Below are 21201 nucleotides of genomic sequence, written 5' to 3'. Positions count from 1 at the left end.
TGTTTTGTACTGCGATTAATCCGTGTACAATAACGCGCTATTTCTAAAATGCCTGAGGCAAAGTTGTGATCGAAAATTTGCGTAACATCGCCATCATCGCGCACGTAGACCATGGTAAAACCACCCTGGTAGACAAGCTGCTCCAACAATCCGGTACGTTCGATGCACGTGCTGAAACCCAAGAGCGCGTGATGGACTCCAACGATTTGGAGAAAGAGCGTGGGATTACCATCCTCGCTAAAAACACCGCTATCAAATGGAATGACTACCGTATCAACATCGTTGATACCCCTGGGCACGCCGACTTCGGTGGTGAAGTTGAACGTGTAATGTCCATGGTAGACTCCGTACTGCTGGTCGTTGATGCAATGGATGGTCCGATGCCGCAGACGCGCTTCGTGACCAAAAAAGCCTTTGCCCATGGCCTGAAACCAATCGTTGTTATCAACAAAGTTGACCGTCCGGGCGCGCGTCCTGACTGGGTTGTTGATCAGGTATTTGACCTGTTCGTTAACCTTGATGCTACCGACGAACAGCTGGACTTCCCTATCGTTTACGCTTCTGCGCTGAACGGTATCGCGGGTCTGGATCACGAAGATATGGCTGAAGATATGACTCCGCTGTATCAGACCATCATCGATCGTGTACCAGCACCGAACGTTGACCTTGATGGCCCGCTGCAGATGCAGATCTCTCAGCTTGATTACAACAACTATGTTGGTGTTATCGGCATCGGTCGTATCAAACGCGGTAAAGTTAAACCGAACCAGCAGATCACTATCATTGATAGCGAAGGCAAAACTCGTAACGGTAAAGTCGGTAAGGTCCTGACCCATCTGGGTCTGGAACGTATTGAGAGTGACATTGCTGAAGCGGGCGATATCATCGCGATCACCGGTCTGGGCGAGCTGAACATCTCTGACACTATTTGCGACCCGCAAAATGTCGAAGCGCTGCCGGCACTGTCTGTTGATGAGCCGACCGTAACCATGTTCTTCTGCGTAAACACCTCTCCGTTCTGTGGCAAAGAAGGTAAATATGTTACCTCTCGTCAGATCCTTGACCGCCTGAACAAAGAGCTGGTGCACAACGTGGCACTGCGTGTTGAAGAAACCGAAGATGCGGATGCATTCCGTGTATCCGGTCGTGGTGAGCTGCACCTGTCAGTTCTGATCGAGAACATGCGTCGTGAAGGTTTCGAAATGGCGGTTTCCCGTCCGAAAGTTATCTTCCGCGAAATCGACGGCCGTAAACAAGAGCCGTTCGAAAACGTCACGCTGGACGTCGAAGAGCAGCACCAGGGTTCTGTGATGCAGGCTCTGGGTGAGCGTAAAGGCGACCTGAAAAACATGAATCCAGATGGTAAGGGCCGCGTACGTCTTGACTACGTGATCCCAAGCCGTGGTCTGATCGGTTTCCGTTCAGAATTCATGACCATGACCTCCGGTACCGGCTTGCTGTACTCCACCTTCAGCCATTACGACGATGTTCGTGCGGGTGATGTTGGCCAGCGTCAGAACGGCGTACTGATCTCCAACGGTCAGGGTAAAGCAGTTGCGTTCGCACTGTTCAGCCTGCAGGATCGCGGTAAGCTGTTCCTGGGTCACGGTGCTGAAGTTTACGAAGGCCAGATCATCGGTATTCACAGCCGCTCTAACGACCTGACTGTAAACTGCTTGACCGGTAAGAAACTGACCAACATGCGTGCGTCTGGTACTGACGAAGCAACGGTTCTGGTTCCGCCGGTTAAGATGACTCTGGAGCAGGCTCTGGAATTCATCGATGACGACGAGCTGGTAGAAGTTACTCCAACTTCCATCCGTATTCGTAAACGTCACCTGACCGAAAACGATCGTCGCCGTGCAATGCGTGGCGCGAAAGAAGAGTAATTAACGCTCTTTTCGTGACAAGACCCCGCCTACTGGTGGGGTTTTTTTTTGCTTGTTATTCCTGGAATCAGATGAGAGTTACGCTTAATCCCTGCCTGCCGTCTTAACCACTTCCACTTCAGATTCCTGCCATAAGAGAGCTTTGTCACAATTATTTCTAAAGCTCGATGCGTGTGTTTGCTTTCTTTTTCGACGTCAGCGTATGATAAAACCATCTGGTTTAAACCAAATGGATTAAACAATGACGAGTAATCAGTCGACCGTTGAAAATGCGAAAGAGAAGTTAGATCGTTGGTTAAAAGATGGGATCACCACACCGGGCGGAAAACTCCCTTCAGAAAGAGAACTGGGAGAGCTGTTGGGTATCAAGCGTATGACGTTACGTCAGGCGTTATTAAACCTCGAGTCTGAATCCAAAATCTTTCGTAAAGACCGCAAAGGATGGTATGTCACACAGGCTCGTTTTAACTACAGCCCGGAATTATCGGCAAGCTTTCAGCGCGCAGCGCTTGAGCAGGGCAGAGAGCCTTCCTGGGGATTTATCGAGAAAAGCCGGGTATCTCACTATCCTGAAGCTACCGCTCCGCTGGTAGCTGCTACGCCGTCTGATGAACTGTATCGGATAACGGGTTGGGGAGCACTGGAAGGGCATAAGGTTTTCTATCACGAAACGTATATTAATCCGAAGGTTGCTCCGGGTTTTATTGAACAGCTTGAAAGTCAGTCATTTTCTTCAGTGTGGGAAAACGAATATAAAAAAGAAACGGTAATCAAAAAACTGGTTTTTAAACCTGTCAGAATGGCCGGTGATATTAGTAAATTTATTGGCGGCTCTGCTGGAATGCCTGCCATTCTTATTGAAAAACATCGGGCCGACAGCGATGGCAACATCGTGCAAATAGATATTGAGTATTGGCGATTTGAAGCAGTTGATCTCTTCATTAACTTGTAGGTACGTTTATGGTCACTAAAGATAATGCACATAAAATCCTGGCTCGTGTAGATAACCTTCCCCTATATCTACACGCATATGCTTATCATTTAAATATGCGTCTTGAGCGAATATTACCGAATGATTTATTAGATATTGCTAATGAAAATAATCTGCGCGGCGTGAAAATTCACGTTCTTGATGGTGAGCGTTATTCTCTGGAAAATATGAATGACAATGAGCTGTCAGCATTCGGTGATAAAGCGCGTAAGTTGCAGCTGGATATTCATATTGAAACCAGCTCCTCTGATAAAAAGTCCATTGACCAGGCCGTCTCTATTGCTTTAAAAACAGGTGCCTCTTCCGTAAGGTTTTATCCACGCTACGAAGGTAATCTTCAGGATGTTCTTGCAACAATAACTCAAGATATCAAATATTTGCGTGAAAGATATCAGGATAGCGGACTGACATTTACGTTAGAACAGCATGAAGACTTGAAGAGCCATGAATTAGTGTCATTAATTCAGAACAGCGATATGGAGTCACTCTCTTTACTCTTTGATTTCGCAAATATGATCAATGCGAATGAACATCCGTTAACAGCGCTAGATACGATGTCACCGCACATTACTCAGGTGCATATTAAAGATGCGTTAATCATTAATGAAAAAGCGGGGCTGGGCCACAAAGCCTGTACATCGGGCCAGGGAGATATGCCATTTAAGGCGCTACTGACCAAACTGATCTGTTTAGGTGATGATAAGCCACAGGTAATGGCTTACGGACTGGAAGAGGAAGTTGATTATTATGCTCCAGCGTTTCGTTTTGAAAATGAAGGTGATAATCCATGGATCCCATGGCGCCAAATGAGTGAAACACCGTTGCCTACAGCTGATCTTCTGGAAGAACGTCTAATTAAAGAAAAAAACGATGCTATTCAACAATTAAAATTTGTGCGTAGCGTGCTACAACAAATAAAAAATGAGGCACATGATATTCTAACTAATTAAAAAATCTTCGTTTCTTTTTAGGTTGCTTAAACCATTCCAGGGGAATGGTCATATTGTTATTTTCAAAACAAATGATTTAAATAATCATTTAGGGGATGCTATGCTCACAAAAAAGAAATGGGCACTTTTTAGCCTGTTAACGCTGTGCGGCGGTACAATCTACAAATTACCTTCACTGAAAGATGCGTTCTATATTCCGATGCAAGAATACTTCCATTTGACCAATGGTCAAATTGGTAATGCAATGTCAGTGAACTCATTTGTGACTACCGTGGGTTTTTTCTTATCTATTTATTTTGCAGATAAATTGCCACGTAAATACACCATGTCTTTTTCTCTTATTGCCACAGGATTGCTGGGGGTCTATTTGACCTCTATGCCTGGCTATTGGGGGATCCTCTTTGTCTGGGCGCTGTTTGGCGTCACCTGTGACATGATGAACTGGCCAGTGCTATTAAAATCTGTTAGCCGTCTGGGGAATAGTGAACAACAGGGTCGATTGTTTGGTTTCTTCGAAACGGGCCGCGGTATTGTTGATACGGTTGTCGCATTTTCCGCGCTGGCCGTCTTTACCTGGTTCGGTAGCGGATTGCTGGGATTCAAAGCCGGTATCTGGTTCTACTCTGCCATCGTGATTATCGTGGGGATCATTATCTTCTTTGTGCTGAATGATAAAGAAGATGCGCCTGTGGCAAAAGTGCAGGATGCAGAAGATGCGCCGAAAAATCCCAGCATGACATCGGTATTGAAGGATAAAACCATTTGGCTAATCGCCTTCAACGTCTTCTTTGTGTATGCCGTCTATTGTGGATTAACATTCTTCATCCCGTTCCTGAAAAACATCTATATGCTGCCGGTCGCGCTGGTGGGGGCTTATGGGATTATTAACCAGTACTGTCTGAAAATGGTCGGTGGCCCGATTGGCGGGATGATCTCGGATAAGATCCTGAAATCACCCAGTAAATACTTATGCTATACGTTCATGATCAGCACGGTAGCTCTGGTGTTGCTGATGATTCTGCCGCATGAAAGTATGCCGGTTTATTTAGGCATGGTGTGTACACTGGGCTTCGGTGCGATCGTCTTTACGCAGCGCGCTGTTTTCTTTGCCCCGATTGGTGAAGCCAAAATTGCCGAGAACCAGACGGGCGCTGCAATGGCGCTGGGCAGCTTTATCGGTTACGCCCCGGCGATGTTCTGCTTCAGTCTGTACGGATATATTTTGGATTTAAACCCGGGTCTTATCGGCTACAAAATCGTGTTTGGCATTATGGCGTGCTTTGCCTTCTGCGGTGCGATTGTCTCCGTGATGCTGGTTAAACGGATTAGCCAACGCAAGAAAATGCTGGAAACTGCAGAGGCGTAACAGGCTTCGATATCGAAGAATACGAAAAAGCCGCTGATAATCAGCGGCTTTTTTATCAAACGGATCAGGAGGTCACCTGATCAGCAACAACCAGTTCAATATTCTCTATATCAAGCAATTGCCTGAAGGAGTTTGGCGGTGGAGCATCGGTAAAAAATGCCCGAATTTTACGCATATTACCAATAGAAACAGCAGCCGAGGCGGTAAACTTAGTATGATCGGCAACCAACAGCGTATTACGTGCATGTTTGATCATAGTTTTAGCTACAAGCGCTTCGTTAACATCAAATTCCAGTAGCGTGCCGTCTTCTTCAATGGCACCAATGCTGGTAATCAAATAATCGGCTCTGAATCCTTCAATGAAGTTCACTGCGCCAGGGCCAACAATACCGCCATTATGAGCACGTAATGTTCCGCCAGGTACCATTACCTCAAGATCTTGATTCTTATACAGGATCTGCGCAACACGAAGGCTATTAGTAATGATGCGTAAGTCCCGGCGATTTAACAAAGCCCGCGCGACGGCCTCTACCGTTGTTCCGATGGTAATAAAAACCGTACAACGCTCAGGAAGATAGTCAGCAACCGCCTCCGCGATCGCTTCTTTTTCCTGAGTAAGAGACAACTCCCGCTGTTCAAAGGCGGTATTCATGACGCTGGATACTCGTCCGGCTCCACCATGATGTCGGGTGATCAGGCCCTGTTCGCTCAACTTACGAATATCCCGGCGCACAGTTTGCGTGGAAACATCCAGCAACTGCGCCAGCTCTTCGATATTCATATAGCCGCGTTCTGTAATGTAATGAACAAGCTGATCGTGTCGCGGATTACCGGTGACTTCAATGATGCTCATGAATACTCCTGGACTTCTTCCCCGTAATTGCTGGTTATTTTACGCATAAAGTGACAAAAATGATTCGGTTTGCGCACGATTAGGAATTCCGGCTCGTCCGCCAGCCTGAGTACATTTCATCGCGGCCACCGCACTTGCGAAGCTGATCGCTTGTTCGGTGGGCATTTTCTCTGCAAGAGCAACCGCCATTGCACCGTGGAAAACATCGCCTGCTCCGGTTGTATCTACCACATTGACTGAAAATGCAGCCTGTTGATACATATGTTCATTTTCAATCCATTGCGACCCCTCGCCACCAAGCGTAACGTACACTTTACCATCAGTTCGCCCGGCAGCCAGTTTTAGAGCATGTTGTGTATTATCCTGCCCAGTCATTCGCTTAAGTCCTGGAGCCGAAAAAACCGCGTGGTCGGCAAGTGCCACCAATGGGGTTATATCTTGCGGTGTCATATCTGCATCCAGTAGCGTCTGTACACCAGCTGCACGTGCCAGTGCGAAGGATTTTAATGTCCCTTCATGCCAACGCACATCTGCAAGAACGATGTCATAGCGAGTAAAATCAATCGATTCTAGCCACTTTGCATCTGTATCGAGATCCGGGCTTGGATAGTTCACGATGATGCGTTCGCCGTGTTGATCAACCAATATTGCGGATTGAGATGAACGGGAATTTGGGTACTGACGACAGAATTGTGTATTAACCCCCCAGCCCTGAAGTTCGTTAAGCAAGGTATTCCCACAACTGTCATCACCCACCCGACCGATAAAATCGACGTCAACGCCGAGCCGGGCAATAGCGACGGCCGCTGTTGCTGCCGGGCCGCCACCTGTCTCCAGATATTGATTTGACTGATATTTCCCACCGCCGTCAGGCAGCGTGTTTAACGAGTAAATACGGTCCTGAACGGTAATTCCAACACATGCGATTCTGGTCATATTTGTTTAGTCCTGTGTGATCCTGTCTTCTTTTGTTCATTTTAATGACATAAATGATCAAATTAGTGACGTATGTCTTGTTTTTCGTCATAAATTACAAATATGCTCAAAAACAGACGGAAATGAGTTTTTGTTTGTAATTATTTTGTCAACCTAAGACAGGAGACCGTTCATGATTACCGTTGCATTTTTGGGATTGGGTCAGATGGGCAGCCCAATGGCTAACAATCTGTTGCAAAAGGGACATGCCTTACGCGTGTTCGACGTAAACCAACAGGCCGTTAATGAGTTAGTACAAAAAGGTGCAATTGCTGCCCAAACTCCCGCCGAAGCTGCTAAAGGTGCCGAATTCATTATCACTATGCTGCCAAATGGCGACATCGTTCGGCAAGTGCTACTGGGCAAAGATGGGGTGAGTGAAGGTCTGTCTCATGATGCGCTGGTTATTGATATGTCCACCATTCATCCATTGCAGACTGATGCGTTGATTAATGAAATGCAAGAGAAAGGCATCAGCATGATGGATGCTCCGGTAGGCAGAACGTCCGTTAACGCTATCGACGGTACGCTGCTGATCCTCGCGGGTGGTACACCTGAACAGGTTGAACGCGCGCGTCCAGTTTTGATGTGCATGGGAAATGAGTTGGTAGAAGCCGGGGGGCCTGGTATGGGGATCCGCGTAAAGCTTATCAACAATTACATGAGCATCGCGCTAAATGCCTTGTCAGCGGAAGCAGCAGTGCTTTGCGAATCATTGGGTCTGAGTCTGGATGTAGCAATCAAGGTCATGAGCGGTACGGCCGCAGGTAAGGGGCACTTTACGACAACCTGGCCTGGCAAAGTGCTGAAAGGGGATCTTTCCCCGGCATTTATGGTGGACCTGGCGTTGAAAGATCTACGTATTGCTGTCGATGTCGCCAGCCAGACCGGTGCACCACTCAATATGGGGATTGCTGCTGAAACGTATTACACCAGCGCCAGTGAGAATGGTAGAGGCCGTCAGGACTGGAGCGCTCTGTTATCTCAGGTTCGTCAGCAGGCTGGTCGACCAGATTCACTTTAAATTTTAAACATTCACAGGAGTTACTATGTCTTCCCACAATACCTCATACACGCTGAAAGATATTTCTCGCCCTGGTGGAGGATTTGCCATGCTGGCTGTCGATCAGCGTGAAGCTATGCGCCTGATGTTTGCTGCTTCAGGGCATCCTAAACCAGTTGCTGACAGCGTATTAACTGATTTTAAAGTCGCTGCGACCCAAATTCTGTCTCCTTATGCCTCTGCGGTTCTGGCCGATAAACAATTTTGCCTCGAGCAGATTGTCTCACAGGGCGCAGTAGCGGATTCATGCGGCCTGATTGTGGCGGCTGACCATTTTGTCCCGGGCAATGGTATCCCGGTAGATAGTGTAGAAATCGACAGGGCAATTGACCCTCATAAAGCCCGTGAGATGGGGGCAAAAGCGATGAAGCTGTTGGTGCTATGGCGCGAAGATGAACCAGCGGAAGCACGTCTGGCTATGGTGGAGGAGTTTGTTCAACGATGCCGTAGCGCCGGGCTGGTTAGCATCATTGAACCGGTCGTGCGTCCCCCACGTCGCGGTTGGGTATTTGACAAGGAGAGTGCCATTGTTGCTGCTGCGGCGGAGCTTGGCTGCACTGATGCCGACCTCTATAAAGCGGAAATGCCATTAGGCGGCAAAGGTGATGAACAGACCCTGCTTGCTGCATGTCAAAAGTTACATGATCAAATGAAAATGCCATGGGTCATTCTCTCCTCTGGCGTTGATGCGGATATCTTTGGCCGCGCAGTTCGCATCGCCATGAAGGGTGGAGCTTCGGGATTCCTGGCAGGGCGTGCTGTATGGGCGTCGGTTGTTGGCGCTCAGGATCCGCAAACTATGCTGCGTGATGTGTCCGTTCCACGTTTACAACGTCTGGCAGAAATTGTGGATGAAGGTATTTCTCAGCGTTAATCACCGATTTTTAACGAATCTGGAGCAGAACCATGGATAAGATTACCCAAGTTCTATTTTCTGATATTGGGACAGTGACGACTCAATATGTTGAGCTGCCACACCAGGAACTTAAACCGATGGAAGTCCGCATTGCCCCTGTTTTCTACGGAATTTGCGGCTCTGATCTGCATGTACTGAAAGGGGGGCATCCCTTTGCCAAACCCCCGGTTGTGCCAGGACATGAAATAGCGGCACGTGTAACAGAGGTTGGCTGTGAGGTGACGAATGTTAAACCGGGCGACCATGTTGTTGTCGACCCGATTATGGCCTGTATGGAGTGTCGAGCCTGTAAAGCCGGCCGCTTTAATTTGTGTGAACCTCCGCAGGTAGCTGGTTTCCGCGCGCCGGGCTTCGCCCGATCGCAACATATTGTTCCGTCGCGAAACTGTCATGTTGCCCCTGCTTCCCTGCCACTTAAGACGCTTGCTTTTGCTGAACCGGCAGCCTGCGCGCGTCACTGTGTGAGCCGTATGCCGACAGCTTCTCTGGAAAGTGTATTAGTGATTGGTGCCGGAACCATTGGTTTATCCATTGTGCAGGCGCTGCGCATCATGGGGGCAGGAAAAATCACCGTCATCGAACCTGATCCTAACAAACGAGCGCTGTCGTTAAAGCTGGGGGCGGCAGAAGTTTGCGCTCCGGGGGAACTGGATCCGCAGGCTCGTTTTACGGGTGCAATCGATGTTGTTGCTGCGCAAGCCACGCTGAATGATGCCTTTACCCATGTCTATGCCGGGGGAACCGTGGTGTGTATGGGCGTACCAAGCGGTCCACGCGAAATCCCTCTCCCGATGATGCAGCGTTTCGAACGTGATCTACTGAATTCTGGCATGTATATCCCGGAAGACTTTGATGCGGTAATCGAGTGGCTTGCGGATGGGCGGTTTGATACCAGCGAACTGGTGACCGATCTATTCCCGATTGAAGATGCGGCGAAGGCGTTTGAACGTGCGCAGCAAAATGACTCGATAAAAGTCATGCTGCAATTTGCTGAGGCTTGATGGCATAACCCTCTGTCTGGCGCTACTTAATGGTAGCGCCACCCTACAACAATGAAAAAGGATACTGCGATGAGTCACATCACCAGTCCTGCACCTTATTCGATCGGTCGTCCCCAGGACGTGATTGATATTGTTAATAAACATTCAGCAGTAAACACCAGTGTCGGCATCATTTTTATCGCTCTGGGCGGTATTCTTATTGATGCTTATCAGGCGGCGATGGTGGGGTTTGGTAACAAATATATCGCACTGCAATTTGGTATTTCACCGGGCCTTGCGGCAACGGTCAACGCATCTGTTTTAGTTGCAGCCCTGATTGGTGGGTTGTTGGCGAACCGTGTGATTAACCGCTTTGGTCAAAAGCGTGCATTTATCATCGGGATGGGGTTGTGCACGATTGGTGCAGCAGCTGTCGCGATAGCCCCCAATATATGGTGGGTGCTAGTGTGCCGTGTGATTATGGGATTTGGCCTGGGCATTGATTTCCCTCTGGCAACAAACGCAGTTGCGGAACTACGAGGTTCAACCTCCAGGAAGACTGGTTCGTCAGTTAACCTCTGGCAAATGGCCTGGTATGTCTCAACTACAGTTGTCTATCTTGTGCTGCTCCCGCTGCTGCTGTCGGGTATTGCTGAAGAGCAATTGTGGCGCTATGGGATTTTCATTGGCGCTATTTTTGCCGTCATTATCATGATCCTGCGTTACTTCTTTATTGGTGAGTCTGCAATGTGGGCTGCGCGAGTCGGACGTTATGATGAAGCCTGCGGTATTCTGGCAAAACGTTATGGTGTCCATGCTCGCGTTGCTGCCACGTCAAAAAACAATGATATTTCCTCCGAAAAAACAGAAAGTAAGTTTCACGGTGGATATGGCATCTTATTTAATTCACGTTACCGCAAACGTACCATCCTCGGTTGCGTCGTGGCGACAATGCAGGCTTGGCAATATAACGCTGTGGGTGTTTATTTACCGTTGACTCTGGCGGGAATACTGAGTGGAGGATTAACCGGCGCGCTTAGCGGTTCCGCAGTTGTGAATGCGTTATGTGGAATTACCGGGGGATTGATCGGCTCACTTATTCTCCAGCGGCTGGGGACACGTCTTCAGTCAATGTATGGATTCGCTGTCGTGACGGTAGCGTTGCTGGCATTAGGAACGCTGGCAACCACAAATCCATGGCTTTCTTTAGGGTTGCTGGGCGCAATTATTTTCTTCCACTCTGCTGGCCCTGGTGGTCTGGGAATGACCATCGCCACGCTTTCTTATCCGCCAACCATTCGTCCGACCGGTGTAGGATTCGCGCGTGCCATTATGCGTACGGGGGCGATAGCTGGGTTGATCTTCTGGCCTATGTTGTGGGGGGCATTAAAGACAGAAGCATTCTATTGGCTGGCAATTGTTCCTTTCCTCGGCTTTCTGACATGTGTATTGATTAAGTGGGAACCACTTGGTGCAAATGTTGATGCTGAAGATGCTGAGGTGCTGGCTGAGCTGGAGAAATAACAAGCAAGCGCGTCGCATGTGTAGGCGCGCTTTCTCATAAAAATCCTCCGTCTTTAAGTGATTCTGTTGAGCAGATTTCTCGCCGACCCGGAGAGGAAAATTATGGCTGAAAAAGAACATACACCAGGGAAAGAACTATCCGGCAAAGCCATGAGGCGTGTTGTCATGGGGAGTTTTGCTGGAGCGTTGATGGAATGGTACGACTTTTTTATTTTCGGAACGGCGGCAGGACTGGTCTTTGCTCCCTTGTTTTTCCCTGATAGTGATCCTTTTATTGGTTTGATTGCCGCTTTCGCAACCTTTGGCGTGGGCTTTTTATCCCGTCCACTAGGCGGCATTGTTTTTGGTCATTTCGGCGATAAAGTTGGCCGCAAAATAACGCTGATTTGGACATTAGCAATTGTCGGCTCCTCAACGTTTTTAATCGGTTTTATACCAACATACCAGGATATTGGTATCTGGGCGCCGATTATATTGATGATTTTGCGTCTGGTTCAGGGGTTTGGTTTGGGAGGAGAGTATGGTGGAGCGGCGTTGATGACCATTGAATCTGCTCCCGAGGCGAAGCGTGGATTTTTAGGTTCGCTCCCGCAAACGGCGGCCTCAGTCGGAATTATGCTGGCAACGGGCGTATTCGCACTGTGTAACCATTTCCTGACCCAGGAGGAATTTCTTTCCTGGGGATGGCGTATCCCATTTTGGTTATCCTCCATCATGTTAATTGTGGGGATGTTCATACGACTTCATACCGAAGAGACTCTGGATTTTAAACAGCAAAAAAATGCTGTAACGCAGACCAAATCGACCCCTCCGCTGATTGAACTCTTCCGTAAACACCCGCGCAATATTCTGCTGGCGCTTGGTGCCAGGTTGGCAGAGAGTGTTTCATCGAACATCATCAACGCGTTTGGGATTGTCTATATTTCCAGTCAACTGGCGTTATCAAGGGATATCCCACTCAACGGTATGCTGATCGCTTCAGCGATTGGTATTGTGAGTTGTCCGTTAATTGGCTGGATCTCTGATCGTGTCGGGCAACGGAAAATGTACCTGCTCGGGGCGGGCTTTTGTATTCTGTTTGCGTTCCCCTTCTTCTTGCTGCTGGACACAAAGAACACTCTTATCATCTGGGGCTGCATGATCCTTGGTTATAACCTGGGGCCTACGATGATGTTTGCGGTACAGCCCACGCTGTTTACCCGCATGTTCGGTACCCGGGTTCGTTATACGGGGCTGTCATTTGCCTATCAGTTTTCTGCCATTCTGGGCGGGTTAAGCCCGTTGATTGCCTCCAGTTTGCTGGCTCTGGGTGGCGGTAAGCCGTGGTATGTAGCACTGTTTCTGTTTGTTATCTCAATACTTTCATTTATTTGCGTCTGGCTTATTGAGCCACATTCGGACAACAAAAATGACGCTAACAATAATTAACTTCTTACCTAAATATCAGAGAAAAATTAAATGAATACTGAACTGAGTACCGAACATCAACAAGCATTACAGCGTGCGTTTGATGCCCCCTGGCCAGGGCCTATCGGCCAACCGGTTTTGCTGGAAAAAGGCCATCTCCGTCTTCAGGTCTTTCCGCGTGATGGTGCCAGAATTACCTCGCTACAGGCATTTGGCTTTGAAGTCTTGAGGCAATGGGAACCGCAGCGCAGGGCGTTTCAATATGGCTGCTTTCCCATGGTCCCTTGGGCGGGGCGCCTCGGGTATGCAACGCTGAAAGTGGGTGAGAAGCAGTATGATTTACCGGCTAATAAGCCCCCCCATGCTTTGCACGGTATGGCTTGTTATTCATCATGGGAAATTATTGAACATAAGAAAGATAAATTGACGCTGCGTATGCCGTTGGGTGCGCCTTGGCCTTGGCAGGGTGAGGTCTTGCAAACGCTAGCCCTAGAAGACAACGCGCTAATTCTGCGATTAGAAATTCGTTCTATGTCAGAAACCTTTCCGGCATCAGCAGGTTGGCACCCCTGGTTTGTTAAACACCTGGATGCGCAGCATGAAGATGAGGAATTGCGGGTGAGCTTTAATGCCGACTGGCAGGAAGAAGCTGGAAGTAATGAACTACCGACAGGCAACAAGGTCTCTCCGCAGCTTGGTCCATGGGATGACTGCTTTGGTTTTAATGCCGATCTTCATGTCAGATTACAATGGCCAGGAAAGCTGAGCATGGTGATGACGTCGGCTGCACAAAGTCTGGTTGTCTTTGATAAACAGCCCGATGCAACCTGTGTCAACCCGCTCACTCAGGCACCGAATGCAATAAATGTGACGCCACAATTTGTCAGCGTCGATCTTCCTCTGGTGATTGAGTCTCGCTGGCAATTTAGTCATGAAGACTAAGGTAATTACCGAATAATCCCGACAGGGACTCATAGTCAAACTTCTCCTTTCCCGCTACAGTTATTCATCCACGGCGAGTAAGGAGAAGGGCATGCTCTATATCTTTGATTTGGGTAATGTGATTGTCGATATCGACTTCAATCGCGTGTTAGGTACATGGAGCGATCTGAGTCGTGTACCGCTGGCTTCGCTGAAGCAAAGTTTTACCATGGGAGATGCTTTTCACCAGCATGAACGGGGTGAAATAACGGATGAGGCCTTTGCCGAGGCTCTGTGCCATGACATGGCGCTTCCGTTGAGTTATGAGCAGTTCTCTCATGGCTGGCAGGCTGTTTTCGTCGCATTACGACCTGAAGTGATCGACATTATGCATAAACTGCGTGAGCAAGGGCATCGCGTGGTCGTGCTCTCGAATACCAACCGCTTGCACACGACGTTTTGGCCGGATGAGTATCCTGAAGTTCGTCAGGCTGCTGACCATATTTATCTTTCCCAGGAACTCGGCATGCGTAAACCGGAAGCGCGGATTTACCAGCATGTCCTGCAGTCTGAAGGTTTTTCCGCTGCGGATGCGGTCTTTTTTGATGACAACGCCGATAATATTGAAGGGGCTAACCGGCTAGGGATCACCAGTATCCAGGTCGTCGATAAAACGACCATTCCTGACTATTTCGCGAAGTTGTTATGCTAAAAAATGTACACCAAAAAGCCCGGCATCATACGCGTCCTGTATGGGCCTGGCTTAAGCTATTATGGCATCGCATTGATGAGGACAATATGACGACGCTGGCAGGAAATCTTGCCTACGTTTCATTGCTCTCATTAGTGCCGCTTATCGCCGTTGTTTTTGCTCTTTTCGCCGCATTTCCGATGTTTTCTGACGTCAGCATTCAGCTACGGCATTTTATTTTTGCTAATTTTATCCCGGCGACAGGTGATGTCATTCAGCGTTATATCGAACAGTTTGTCGCAAACTCAAACAAAATGACGGCTGTTGGCGCGTGTGGGCTGATTGTGACGTCGCTATTGCTGATGTATGCCATAGACAGCGCGTTGAATACCATCTGGCGTAGCAAGCGTACACGGCCTAAAGTGTATTCTTTTGCTGTCTACTGGATGATTTTAACGTTGGGTCCGCTGTTGGCAGGGGCCAGCCTGGCAATCAGCTCGTATCTGTTGTCACTTCGCTGGGCCAGCGATCTCAACTCAGTCATTGATGATGTACTGCGCATTTTTCCGTTGGTGCTCTCCTGGCTCTCATTCTGGCTGCTTTACAGCATCGTACCCACGACGCGCGTACCCAATCGCGATGCGGTGATCGGGGCATTTGTCGCCGCCGTTTTGTTCGAAGCCGGGAAAAAAGGATTTGCGCTCTACATCACTATGTTCCCGTCTTATCAGCTTATTTACGGTGTCCTGGCGGTGATCCCCATTTTATTTGTCTGGGTGTACTGGACGTGGTGTATCGTCTTGCTAGGCGCGGAAATAACTGTCACTCTCGGGGAATACCGCAAACTTAAACAAGCCGCAGAACAAGAAGAAGCAGAGCAACCATGATTGCATTAATTCAGCGCGTAACCCGTGCCAGCGTCACCGTGGAGGGCGAGGTGACGGGTGAAATCGGCCCAGGACTTTTGGTCTTATTAGGTGTCGAAAAGGATGATGACGAACAGAAAGCGAACCGCCTGTGTGAACGCGTGCTCGGATATCGAATTTTTAGTGATTCCGAAGGTAAGATGAATCTGAACGTGCAGCAGGCCGGTGGCAGTGTGCTGGTGGTATCACAGTTTACGCTGGCAGCAGATACCGAACGTGGTATGCGCCCCGGATTTTCAAAGGGTGCAGCACCCGATCGGGCAGAGGCGCTGTACGAGTACTTCGTTGAGCGCTGCCGTCAGCAGGAAATGAACACGCAGACCGGACGATTCGCTGCTGATATGCAGGTTTCACTGGTTAATGATGGCCCCGTGACGTTCTGGTTACAGGTATGAACCAGCTTCCGGCGTGGTCGCGGGTAACAAGAGAGAATACAATTATGTATCACCTTCGAGTACCGCAAACAGAAGAAGAACTGGAGCGTTACTACCAGTTCCGCTGGGAGATGCTGCGTAAACCGCTGCACCAGCCAAAAGGCTCAGAACGGGATGCCTGGGATGCCATGGCTCATCACCAGATGGTGGTGGATGAAGAGGGTAATCTAGTTGCTGTAGGCCGTCTGTACATCAATGCGGATAACGAAGCCTCTATACGCTTTATGGCGGTTGATCCGTCAGTACAGGAGAAGGGACTGGGAACGCTAATGGCGATGACCCTCGAGTCTGTGGCGCGTCAGGAAGGCGTTAAGCGCGTAACCTGCAGCGCCCGTGAAGACGCAGTCGAATTTTTCGCCAAGCTGGGATTTGTGAGTCAGGGAGAAATTACCACGCCGCAGACCACGCCAGTGCGCCACTTTTTGATGATTAAACCCATCGCTACGCTGGATGATATTCTCCATCGTGGTGACTGGTGTGGGCAGTTACAGCAAGCCTGGTACGAGCATATTCCGTTGAGTGAGAAGATGGGTGTGCGTATTCAGCAGTATACCGGGCAAAAATTTATTACGACGATGCCCGAGACCGGCAATCAGAATCCTCACCATACCTTGTTCGCGGGAAGCCTGTTTTCACTGGCGACATTAACCGGTTGGGGACTCATCTGGTTGATGTTACGCGAGCGCCATCTGGGCGGGACAATTATCCTCGCCGACGCACATATCCGATACAGCAGGCCTATCACCGGGAAACCCACTGCCATCGCTGATCTGGGCTCACTGAGTGGAGACCTCGACCGTCTGGCGAGAGGCCGCAAGGCGCGAGTTCAGATGCAGGTAGAGCTGTTTGGCGATGATACGGCGGGCGTGGTATTTGAAGGCACGTACATCGTGTTGCCTGCGAAACCCTTCGGACCGCTGGAAGAGGGCGGCAACGAGGAAGAGTAGTCAGAAAGGGATTCCTTTTTATTCGATGAACGCGTCTGCCGGAAGATTACGGGGTGCTGCGAGCGCCTTGTGATGCTCGGCTTCGCTGCACCTTTGGCTTCACAAAGAAATAGTTTTTACTACATCATTGAAGGTATCCCACTCTCCAGGCCACGTCACGTATAGCATTGCGTGCCGCATGGCTAATACCTGCAAGCTGAAAAAAACCGTGGATGACACCGAAATAACGCTGGCAGGTGCATTCCACACCTTGCTCCAGGAACCGTTGATACAAGGCTTCACCTTCATCGCGTAGTGGGTCAAATTCAGCGGTAATAATGTGTGTGGGTGGTAAACCGTTGAAATCATCCCGCCACAATGGGCTGGCCTCAGGGTGGAGAGGATCGGTATGCGACAAATACATCTCATAGCCAGACAGCAGCGTGTCGCGAGTAATGATGTAATCCTGCCCATTACGGGTGTAACTCTCAAACCTGGCGGTTGCATCCAGCATTGGGTAAATCAGAATAAGCTTGGCGGGTTGCCAGATATTTTTGGCTTTCAGGCGTAGCGCGGTGACCAGCGCCAGATGCCCGCCCGCGCTATCGCCAGTAAGCGTGATGTTATTGCGGTCTACACCCAGTTTCTCGGCATACTTCCAGATGATATTAGCCCCTCTTTCGGCATCATCATGTGCTGCCGGGAAAGGGTGTTCTGGCGCAAGGCGGTACTTCACCGCAATCACCCGGCAGCCGCTGTACCAGGCAAGTTGCCTCAGTTGGTTATCATGTGTCGTAAATCCACCGCTGACAAAGCAACCACCATGATAATAGATGACGCAGGGCAGTAAACCCGAGACGCCGGGCGGCGAAACGACGCGAAATGTCATGGCATCGAGTTCAATATCTTCAACCTGTACGTGGGTTTCTGTTTCCCCGGCGAGCACGGTACTGGCGATGTACCCTGCTCTCCGGTCATCAATACTCTGTGTGCGTGAAGAAGGGCGACCCGCTGCAATAAACTCTTCAACCAACTGTGCAATTCCATTTTCCAGTGCCATTTTTTTGTCTTTAACCTGTGTGAATATACAGTGTTATAGCCTGGATATTAGCAAAAGAAAATGGAGAATTTTGTCTGGACAGTGATTCTGGAAAGCGGCTCGCAAAAGTAAATTAACCACTCGCAGAGCTCTTCTCTTTAGAATTTACTGGTTATAAATTGCTCGTGTTTTAATCTTGAGTGATATACTGGAGATATATATGAGCGTGATGGTTGGACTTGGTATGGGCCGAATTTTACTCGATTTATCAGATGAAGTGATTAAACGACTGGACGATCTCAAAGTGCAGCGCAATCTTCCCCGCGCGGAACTGTTGCGAGAGGCGGTTGAGCAATATCTGGAAAGACAGGAGCAGGCAGAAACCACGATTTCCAGCGCACTTGGCTTATGGCAGGGCTGTGAAGAAGACGGTGTGGAATACCAGCGCAAACTGCGTGAGGAGTGGTAATGGCTAATGGATCGGCACTTTTTGACACCAATATTTTAATCGACTTATTCAGCGGGCGGCGCGAAGCAAAACAAGCGTTAGATGCATGGCCGCCGCAGAATGCGATTAGCCTTATTACCTGGATGGAAGTGATGGTTGGTGCCAAAAAGTACAATCAGGAGCACCGCACGCGCGTTGCGATGAGCGCATTTAATGTTATCGGTGTATCGCAGGAAATTGCCGAGCGAAGTGTTGCTTTGCGCCAGGAGTATGGGATGAAACTTCCGGATGCCATTATTCTGGCGACAGCGCAGGTTCATCGCCTTGAACTGGTCACGCGTAACACCAGGGACTTTGCCGGAATACCGGGCGTGACGACGCCATACGAATGGTAACTTGGGCGACTTACGCCGCCCGGTACAACAGAGAATTTACTCTCCCTCTCCCGGAAACAGGAACGGGTTGATGGAACTGCGGGCAAAACCCTCTTGTTCCATGTGCGCGTCCAGCATCAGTGAGGCGAGGTCGTCGGCAACAGCTTCTACTTTAGGGTCTTTTTCCTGATATAAAATCTTCAGGTAAGTTCCGCAGTCGCCACAGCTTTCAGCTTTAATAGCTGACTGCTCGTTATCCAGTGACCAGTAGTTCAAATCACGGCTTTGCTCGCAGTTGCTGCACTTCACGCGCACGACGTGCCACTCGGTTTCACACAAGTTGCAGTGCAGATAGCGCAGCCCCTGAGTGGTACCAATTTGCACCATACTGGAAACTGGCATCGAACCGCACACTGGGCAGAACTGGCGTTGTTCACCGTATTCTGCACGCGCTTTTCCGGGGATCAGGCTTGCCATTTGCGCCCAGTAGAGTGACAGAGCGGCCCAGATGAACGGCGCTTTATCGCTGCTGACAGACGCAAAATCAGAAGCGAACAGCGCACTGGCCATCAGTTCCAGCTCTTGCTCTGAGGCTTTTTCCAGATTCTCGATCACCGCTAAAGCAGGACCGCTCATTTCCGGTTTCAGCTCAGCAATTAACGATTGCAGCAGCTTTTGCCAGTGCTTATCGCGTGGAAGGACGTGGATATCCAGCGGCGGCTTGCTCTGATCGTTTGCTTCTTTGATGCGTGCGGTCAGGTCTATCTGCAGCGGATGGTCGTACAGCACCACTTCCTGTGCATGGGCGATCAGCGCGGCAAAGCGTAGGTAATCACCCAGCGGGTTGTTTTCAGCCAGCTCGCGCAGACGTTCAGCACGGCGGTTATACAAATTTTTGAGCCTGGGGAATAATAACGGCGGAATCATATCCGCCGTGCGTTTATCGCTCTTCTCCAGCTCATCTTGCGGGATTATGCGAATACTCATTCAGATGACTTTTCCTGTTTCTGGCGGACTTCACGGTACCAGCGTGGGTGATGTTTCTTCGCCCATGAACTGGTGACCCATCCTTCCACCATCGCGGTAATGGTGCCTTTCACCCAAAGGGCGGCGTAAATGTGCACCATGATAACCACAATTAACGCTACTGCGGCAAATGAATGCAGCATTAACGCGAATCGGATCACCGGGATTGAGAAAGCAGGCGCAAAATATGGACGCCAGATGACCACTCCACTCACCAGCAACAGGACCAGGAAGATAATCGCCGCCCAGAATACGCATTTCTGGCCGAAGTTATAACGTCCCGTGTCACCTACTTCCTCGTTGACGACGATCTTACGAATATTCTTCGCCCAAAAGATATCATCCCGATTGATTAGATTGTGGTGCCAGTAACGGAAAAACATGATGATAAACGAGGCAAACATGATCACACCGACAAACGGGTGCAGAATTCGCGCCAGTTGTGGAGTGCCCATAATTTGCATCAGCCAGTTAAAAGACGGGAAGAGAAAGCCCATCCCGCTCACTGCCGCCAGGATGAAACAGAAGGCGGTGATCCAGTGGTTGATGCGTTCCGGCGCCGTGTAGCGCACGATGGTGTCACGTCGTTTCATTTGCGCACCTCGTCTTTTTCTTCATGCAGATTGTCTTCTTCCTCTTCCGCACGGTTCGGACCGACACCGACGTAATGGAAGATACTGGCCGCAAATGTCGCTGCAAAGCCGACGGCTGCGAGGGGTTTCCAGATGCCTTTCCAGAACTTCACGGTGGCGCTGATTTCCGGGTTCTCCGGCAGGCCGTGATACAGATTCGGCTTGTCGGCGTGGTGCAATACATACATTACGTGCGTACCGCCAACACCCGCTGGATCGTACAGACCCGCATTGTCGTAACCACGAGTTTTCAGCTCCGCCACGCGCTCGCCTGCCAGCGTTTTCATCGACTCTTTGGTACCGAAATGAATCGCGCCGGTTGGGCAGGTTTTCACGCAGGCCGGTTCTTGCCCGACCACGACACGGTCAACGCACAGCGTACATTTATAGACGCGGTTATCGTCCGGGTTGAGTCGTGGCACGTCGAACGGGCAGCCCGCGATGCAGTAACCGCAGCCAATACACTGCTCGGACTGGAAGTCGACGATACCGTTGGCATACTGAATGATTGCGCCTTCAGCCGGACATGCCTTCAGGCAGCCCGGATCGGCGCAGTGCATACAGCCATCCTTACGGATAAGCCATTCGAGTTTGTCGTCTTGTTCCACTTCCGAGAAACGCATCACCGTCCAGGATTTGGCGGTTAAATCAGCCGGGTTGTCATATACCCCAACGTTGTTACCCACTTCATCACGGATATCGTTCCATTCCGAACACGCCACCTGACATGCTTTACAGCCGATGCAGGTGGTGACGTCGATAAGCTTTGCCACCTCTTCCTGATGGTCCCGCGCCTGAGGCGCGGGCGTGAAACCGTTAGTGGCGGAACGACGAATGATGTCTTGCGATTGATAAGCCATAGGTCGTCTC

General features: G+C 49.7%; 22 protein-coding genes. 16 read left to right on the top strand and 6 right to left on the bottom strand.

Translation table 11 applies throughout. From position 1 onward, the window contains the following. Positions 1–65 precede the first annotated feature (65 nt). The 4 genes from typA to OH663_RS19470 all read left to right on the top strand — a co-directional run bounded on the left by typA (position 66) and on the right by OH663_RS19470 (position 5196). On the top strand, positions 66–1889 hold the full coding sequence (gene typA / locus OH663_RS19485; RefSeq protein WP_045449198.1) for a ribosome-dependent GTPase TypA: 1824 nt from the start codon (positions 66–68) through the stop codon (positions 1887–1889). A gap of 241 nt (positions 1890–2130) precedes the next feature. Continuing rightward, positions 2131–2841: a GntR family transcriptional regulator gene (locus OH663_RS19480; RefSeq protein ID WP_045449200.1), complete on the top strand. Its 711-nt coding sequence runs from the start codon at positions 2131–2133 to the stop codon at positions 2839–2841. 8 nt (positions 2842–2849) lie between these two features. Beyond that, positions 2850–3830: a sugar phosphate isomerase/epimerase family protein gene (locus tag OH663_RS19475; RefSeq protein WP_045449202.1), complete on the top strand. Its 981-nt coding sequence runs from the start codon at positions 2850–2852 to the stop codon at positions 3828–3830. A gap of 100 nt (positions 3831–3930) precedes the next feature. Further along, positions 3931–5196, top strand: coding sequence for an MFS transporter (locus tag OH663_RS19470; protein WP_045449204.1), 1266 nt, complete (start codon positions 3931–3933; stop codon positions 5194–5196). A gap of 64 nt (positions 5197–5260) precedes the next feature. On the opposite strand, the gene OH663_RS19465 is transcribed toward OH663_RS19470, so the two are convergent. Together OH663_RS19465 and OH663_RS19460 are read right to left on the bottom strand one after the other, a co-directional pair. After that, positions 5261–6049 carry a DeoR/GlpR family DNA-binding transcription regulator gene (locus OH663_RS19465; protein ID WP_045449205.1) on the bottom strand — a complete coding sequence of 263 codons (789 nt, stop codon included), beginning with the start codon at positions 6047–6049 and terminating at the stop codon, positions 5261–5263. A 39-nt stretch (positions 6050–6088) separates the two neighbouring features. Beyond that, positions 6089–6985, bottom strand: coding sequence for a sugar kinase (locus OH663_RS19460; protein WP_045449207.1), 897 nt, complete (start codon positions 6983–6985; stop codon positions 6089–6091). A gap of 172 nt (positions 6986–7157) precedes the next feature. Here OH663_RS19460 and yihU point away from each other — a divergent pair, with 172 nt between their 5' ends. From yihU to fabY, 10 genes are all read left to right on the top strand, one after another. Further along, positions 7158–8048: a sulfolactaldehyde 3-reductase gene (gene yihU / locus OH663_RS19455; RefSeq protein ID WP_048223338.1), complete on the top strand. Its 891-nt coding sequence runs from the start codon at positions 7158–7160 to the stop codon at positions 8046–8048. 25 nt (positions 8049–8073) lie between these two features. Next, positions 8074–8961 (top strand): aldolase, encoded by an 888-nt coding sequence (locus OH663_RS19450; protein ID WP_045449211.1) that lies wholly within the window; start codon positions 8074–8076, stop codon positions 8959–8961. A gap of 32 nt (positions 8962–8993) precedes the next feature. After that, on the top strand, positions 8994–10004 hold the full coding sequence (locus OH663_RS19445) for a zinc-dependent alcohol dehydrogenase (protein WP_045449212.1): 1011 nt from the start codon (positions 8994–8996) through the stop codon (positions 10002–10004). A gap of 69 nt (positions 10005–10073) precedes the next feature. After that, entirely contained in the window at positions 10074–11507 is a 1434-nt protein-coding gene (locus OH663_RS19440) for an MFS transporter (RefSeq protein ID WP_045449214.1), read from the top strand. Positions 11508–11609: 102 nt separating this feature from the next. Continuing rightward, positions 11610–12935, top strand: coding sequence for an MFS transporter (locus tag OH663_RS19435; RefSeq protein WP_048223340.1), 1326 nt, complete (start codon positions 11610–11612; stop codon positions 12933–12935). Between the two features lie 30 nt (positions 12936–12965). Then, positions 12966–13856, top strand: a complete 891-nt coding sequence (locus OH663_RS19430; protein WP_200012955.1) for an aldose epimerase family protein — start codon at positions 12966–12968, stop codon at positions 13854–13856. Positions 13857–13947: 91 nt separating this feature from the next. Continuing rightward, complete coding sequence (gene yihX, locus OH663_RS19425; RefSeq protein ID WP_048223344.1) at positions 13948–14547, top strand: glucose-1-phosphatase; 600 nt, start codon at positions 13948–13950, stop codon at positions 14545–14547. After that, complete coding sequence (locus OH663_RS19420; RefSeq protein ID WP_048223346.1) at positions 14541–15413, top strand: virulence factor BrkB family protein; 873 nt, start codon at positions 14541–14543, stop codon at positions 15411–15413. Before yihX ends, OH663_RS19420 begins: the two co-directional genes overlap by 7 nt. Then, entirely contained in the window at positions 15410–15847 is a 438-nt protein-coding gene (gene dtd, locus OH663_RS19415) for a D-aminoacyl-tRNA deacylase (protein WP_045449226.1), read from the top strand. The genes OH663_RS19420 and dtd overlap by 4 nt, the downstream gene beginning before the upstream one ends. 44 nt (positions 15848–15891) lie before the next feature. Continuing rightward, positions 15892–16833 (top strand): fatty acid biosynthesis protein FabY, encoded by a 942-nt coding sequence (fabY, locus tag OH663_RS19410; protein ID WP_045449228.1) that lies wholly within the window; start codon positions 15892–15894, stop codon positions 16831–16833. A 124-nt stretch (positions 16834–16957) separates the two neighbouring features. Here fabY and OH663_RS19405 read toward each other — a convergent pair whose 3' ends face one another. Further along, entirely contained in the window at positions 16958–17872 is a 915-nt protein-coding gene (locus OH663_RS19405) for an alpha/beta hydrolase (protein ID WP_200012957.1), read from the bottom strand. A 199-nt stretch (positions 17873–18071) separates the two neighbouring features. Here OH663_RS19405 and OH663_RS19400 point away from each other — a divergent pair, with 199 nt between their 5' ends. Next, complete coding sequence (locus tag OH663_RS19400) at positions 18072–18320, top strand: ribbon-helix-helix domain-containing protein (protein WP_048223351.1); 249 nt, start codon at positions 18072–18074, stop codon at positions 18318–18320. After that, a complete protein-coding gene (locus tag OH663_RS19395) occupies positions 18320–18694 on the top strand; it encodes a type II toxin-antitoxin system VapC family toxin (RefSeq protein WP_045449233.1) in 375 nt (124 codons plus the stop codon). Before OH663_RS19400 ends, OH663_RS19395 begins: the two co-directional genes overlap by 1 nt. A 36-nt stretch (positions 18695–18730) precedes the next feature. Here OH663_RS19395 and fdhE read toward each other — a convergent pair whose 3' ends face one another. Genes fdhE through fdoH form a run of 3 tightly spaced genes read right to left on the bottom strand, consistent with a single transcriptional unit; the run spans position 18731 to position 21191 of the window. Further along, positions 18731–19660 carry a formate dehydrogenase accessory protein FdhE gene (gene fdhE / locus OH663_RS19390; RefSeq protein WP_200012958.1) on the bottom strand — a complete coding sequence of 310 codons (930 nt, stop codon included), beginning with the start codon at positions 19658–19660 and terminating at the stop codon, positions 18731–18733. Further along, the gene (gene fdoI / locus OH663_RS19385) at positions 19657–20292 is read right to left on the bottom strand and encodes a formate dehydrogenase cytochrome b556 subunit (RefSeq protein ID WP_045449236.1); all 636 of its coding nucleotides are present in this window, start codon (positions 20290–20292) and stop codon (positions 19657–19659) included. Before fdoI ends, fdhE begins: the two co-directional genes overlap by 4 nt. Beyond that, positions 20289–21191: a formate dehydrogenase O subunit beta gene (gene fdoH / locus OH663_RS19380; RefSeq protein WP_045449238.1), complete on the bottom strand. Its 903-nt coding sequence runs from the start codon at positions 21189–21191 to the stop codon at positions 20289–20291. Before fdoH ends, fdoI begins: the two co-directional genes overlap by 4 nt. Between the last annotated feature and the right edge of the window lie 10 nt (positions 21192–21201).

Source organism: Citrobacter sp. Marseille-Q5395 (genome assembly GCF_947057495.1).
Lineage (GTDB): Bacteria > Pseudomonadota > Gammaproteobacteria > Enterobacterales > Enterobacteriaceae > Citrobacter > Citrobacter murliniae.
This window is presented reverse-complemented; position numbering and strand designations above follow the sequence as displayed.

Coding starts and splice junctions, on each gene's coding strand:
- OH663_RS19430 (WP_200012955.1), top strand. CDS start 12,966: ATGAATACTGAACTGAGTACCGAACATCAACAAGCATTACAGCGTGCG.
- OH663_RS19435 (WP_048223340.1), top strand. CDS start 11,610: ATGGCTGAAAAAGAACATACACCAGGGAAAGAACTATCCGGCAAAGCC.
- OH663_RS19445 (WP_045449212.1), top strand. CDS start 8,994: ATGGATAAGATTACCCAAGTTCTATTTTCTGATATTGGGACAGTGACG.
- OH663_RS19475 (WP_045449202.1), top strand. CDS start 2,850: ATGGTCACTAAAGATAATGCACATAAAATCCTGGCTCGTGTAGATAAC.
- OH663_RS19420 (WP_048223346.1), top strand. CDS start 14,541: ATGCTAAAAAATGTACACCAAAAAGCCCGGCATCATACGCGTCCTGTA.
- fdhE (WP_200012958.1), bottom strand. CDS start 19,660: ATGAGTATTCGCATAATCCCGCAAGATGAGCTGGAGAAGAGCGATAAA.
- OH663_RS19450 (WP_045449211.1), top strand. CDS start 8,074: ATGTCTTCCCACAATACCTCATACACGCTGAAAGATATTTCTCGCCCT.
- yihU (WP_048223338.1), top strand. CDS start 7,158: ATGATTACCGTTGCATTTTTGGGATTGGGTCAGATGGGCAGCCCAATG.
- OH663_RS19460 (WP_045449207.1), bottom strand. CDS start 6,985: ATGACCAGAATCGCATGTGTTGGAATTACCGTTCAGGACCGTATTTAC.
- OH663_RS19470 (WP_045449204.1), top strand. CDS start 3,931: ATGCTCACAAAAAAGAAATGGGCACTTTTTAGCCTGTTAACGCTGTGC.
- OH663_RS19480 (WP_045449200.1), top strand. CDS start 2,131: ATGACGAGTAATCAGTCGACCGTTGAAAATGCGAAAGAGAAGTTAGAT.
- OH663_RS19465 (WP_045449205.1), bottom strand. CDS start 6,049: ATGAGCATCATTGAAGTCACCGGTAATCCGCGACACGATCAGCTTGTT.
- fdoI (WP_045449236.1), bottom strand. CDS start 20,292: ATGAAACGACGTGACACCATCGTGCGCTACACGGCGCCGGAACGCATC.
- OH663_RS19395 (WP_045449233.1), top strand. CDS start 18,320: ATGGCTAATGGATCGGCACTTTTTGACACCAATATTTTAATCGACTTA.
- yihX (WP_048223344.1), top strand. CDS start 13,948: ATGCTCTATATCTTTGATTTGGGTAATGTGATTGTCGATATCGACTTC.
- fdoH (WP_045449238.1), bottom strand. CDS start 21,191: ATGGCTTATCAATCGCAAGACATCATTCGTCGTTCCGCCACTAACGGT.
- OH663_RS19405 (WP_200012957.1), bottom strand. CDS start 17,872: ATGGCACTGGAAAATGGAATTGCACAGTTGGTTGAAGAGTTTATTGCA.
- dtd (WP_045449226.1), top strand. CDS start 15,410: ATGATTGCATTAATTCAGCGCGTAACCCGTGCCAGCGTCACCGTGGAG.
- OH663_RS19440 (WP_045449214.1), top strand. CDS start 10,074: ATGAGTCACATCACCAGTCCTGCACCTTATTCGATCGGTCGTCCCCAG.
- fabY (WP_045449228.1), top strand. CDS start 15,892: ATGTATCACCTTCGAGTACCGCAAACAGAAGAAGAACTGGAGCGTTAC.
- OH663_RS19400 (WP_048223351.1), top strand. CDS start 18,072: ATGAGCGTGATGGTTGGACTTGGTATGGGCCGAATTTTACTCGATTTA.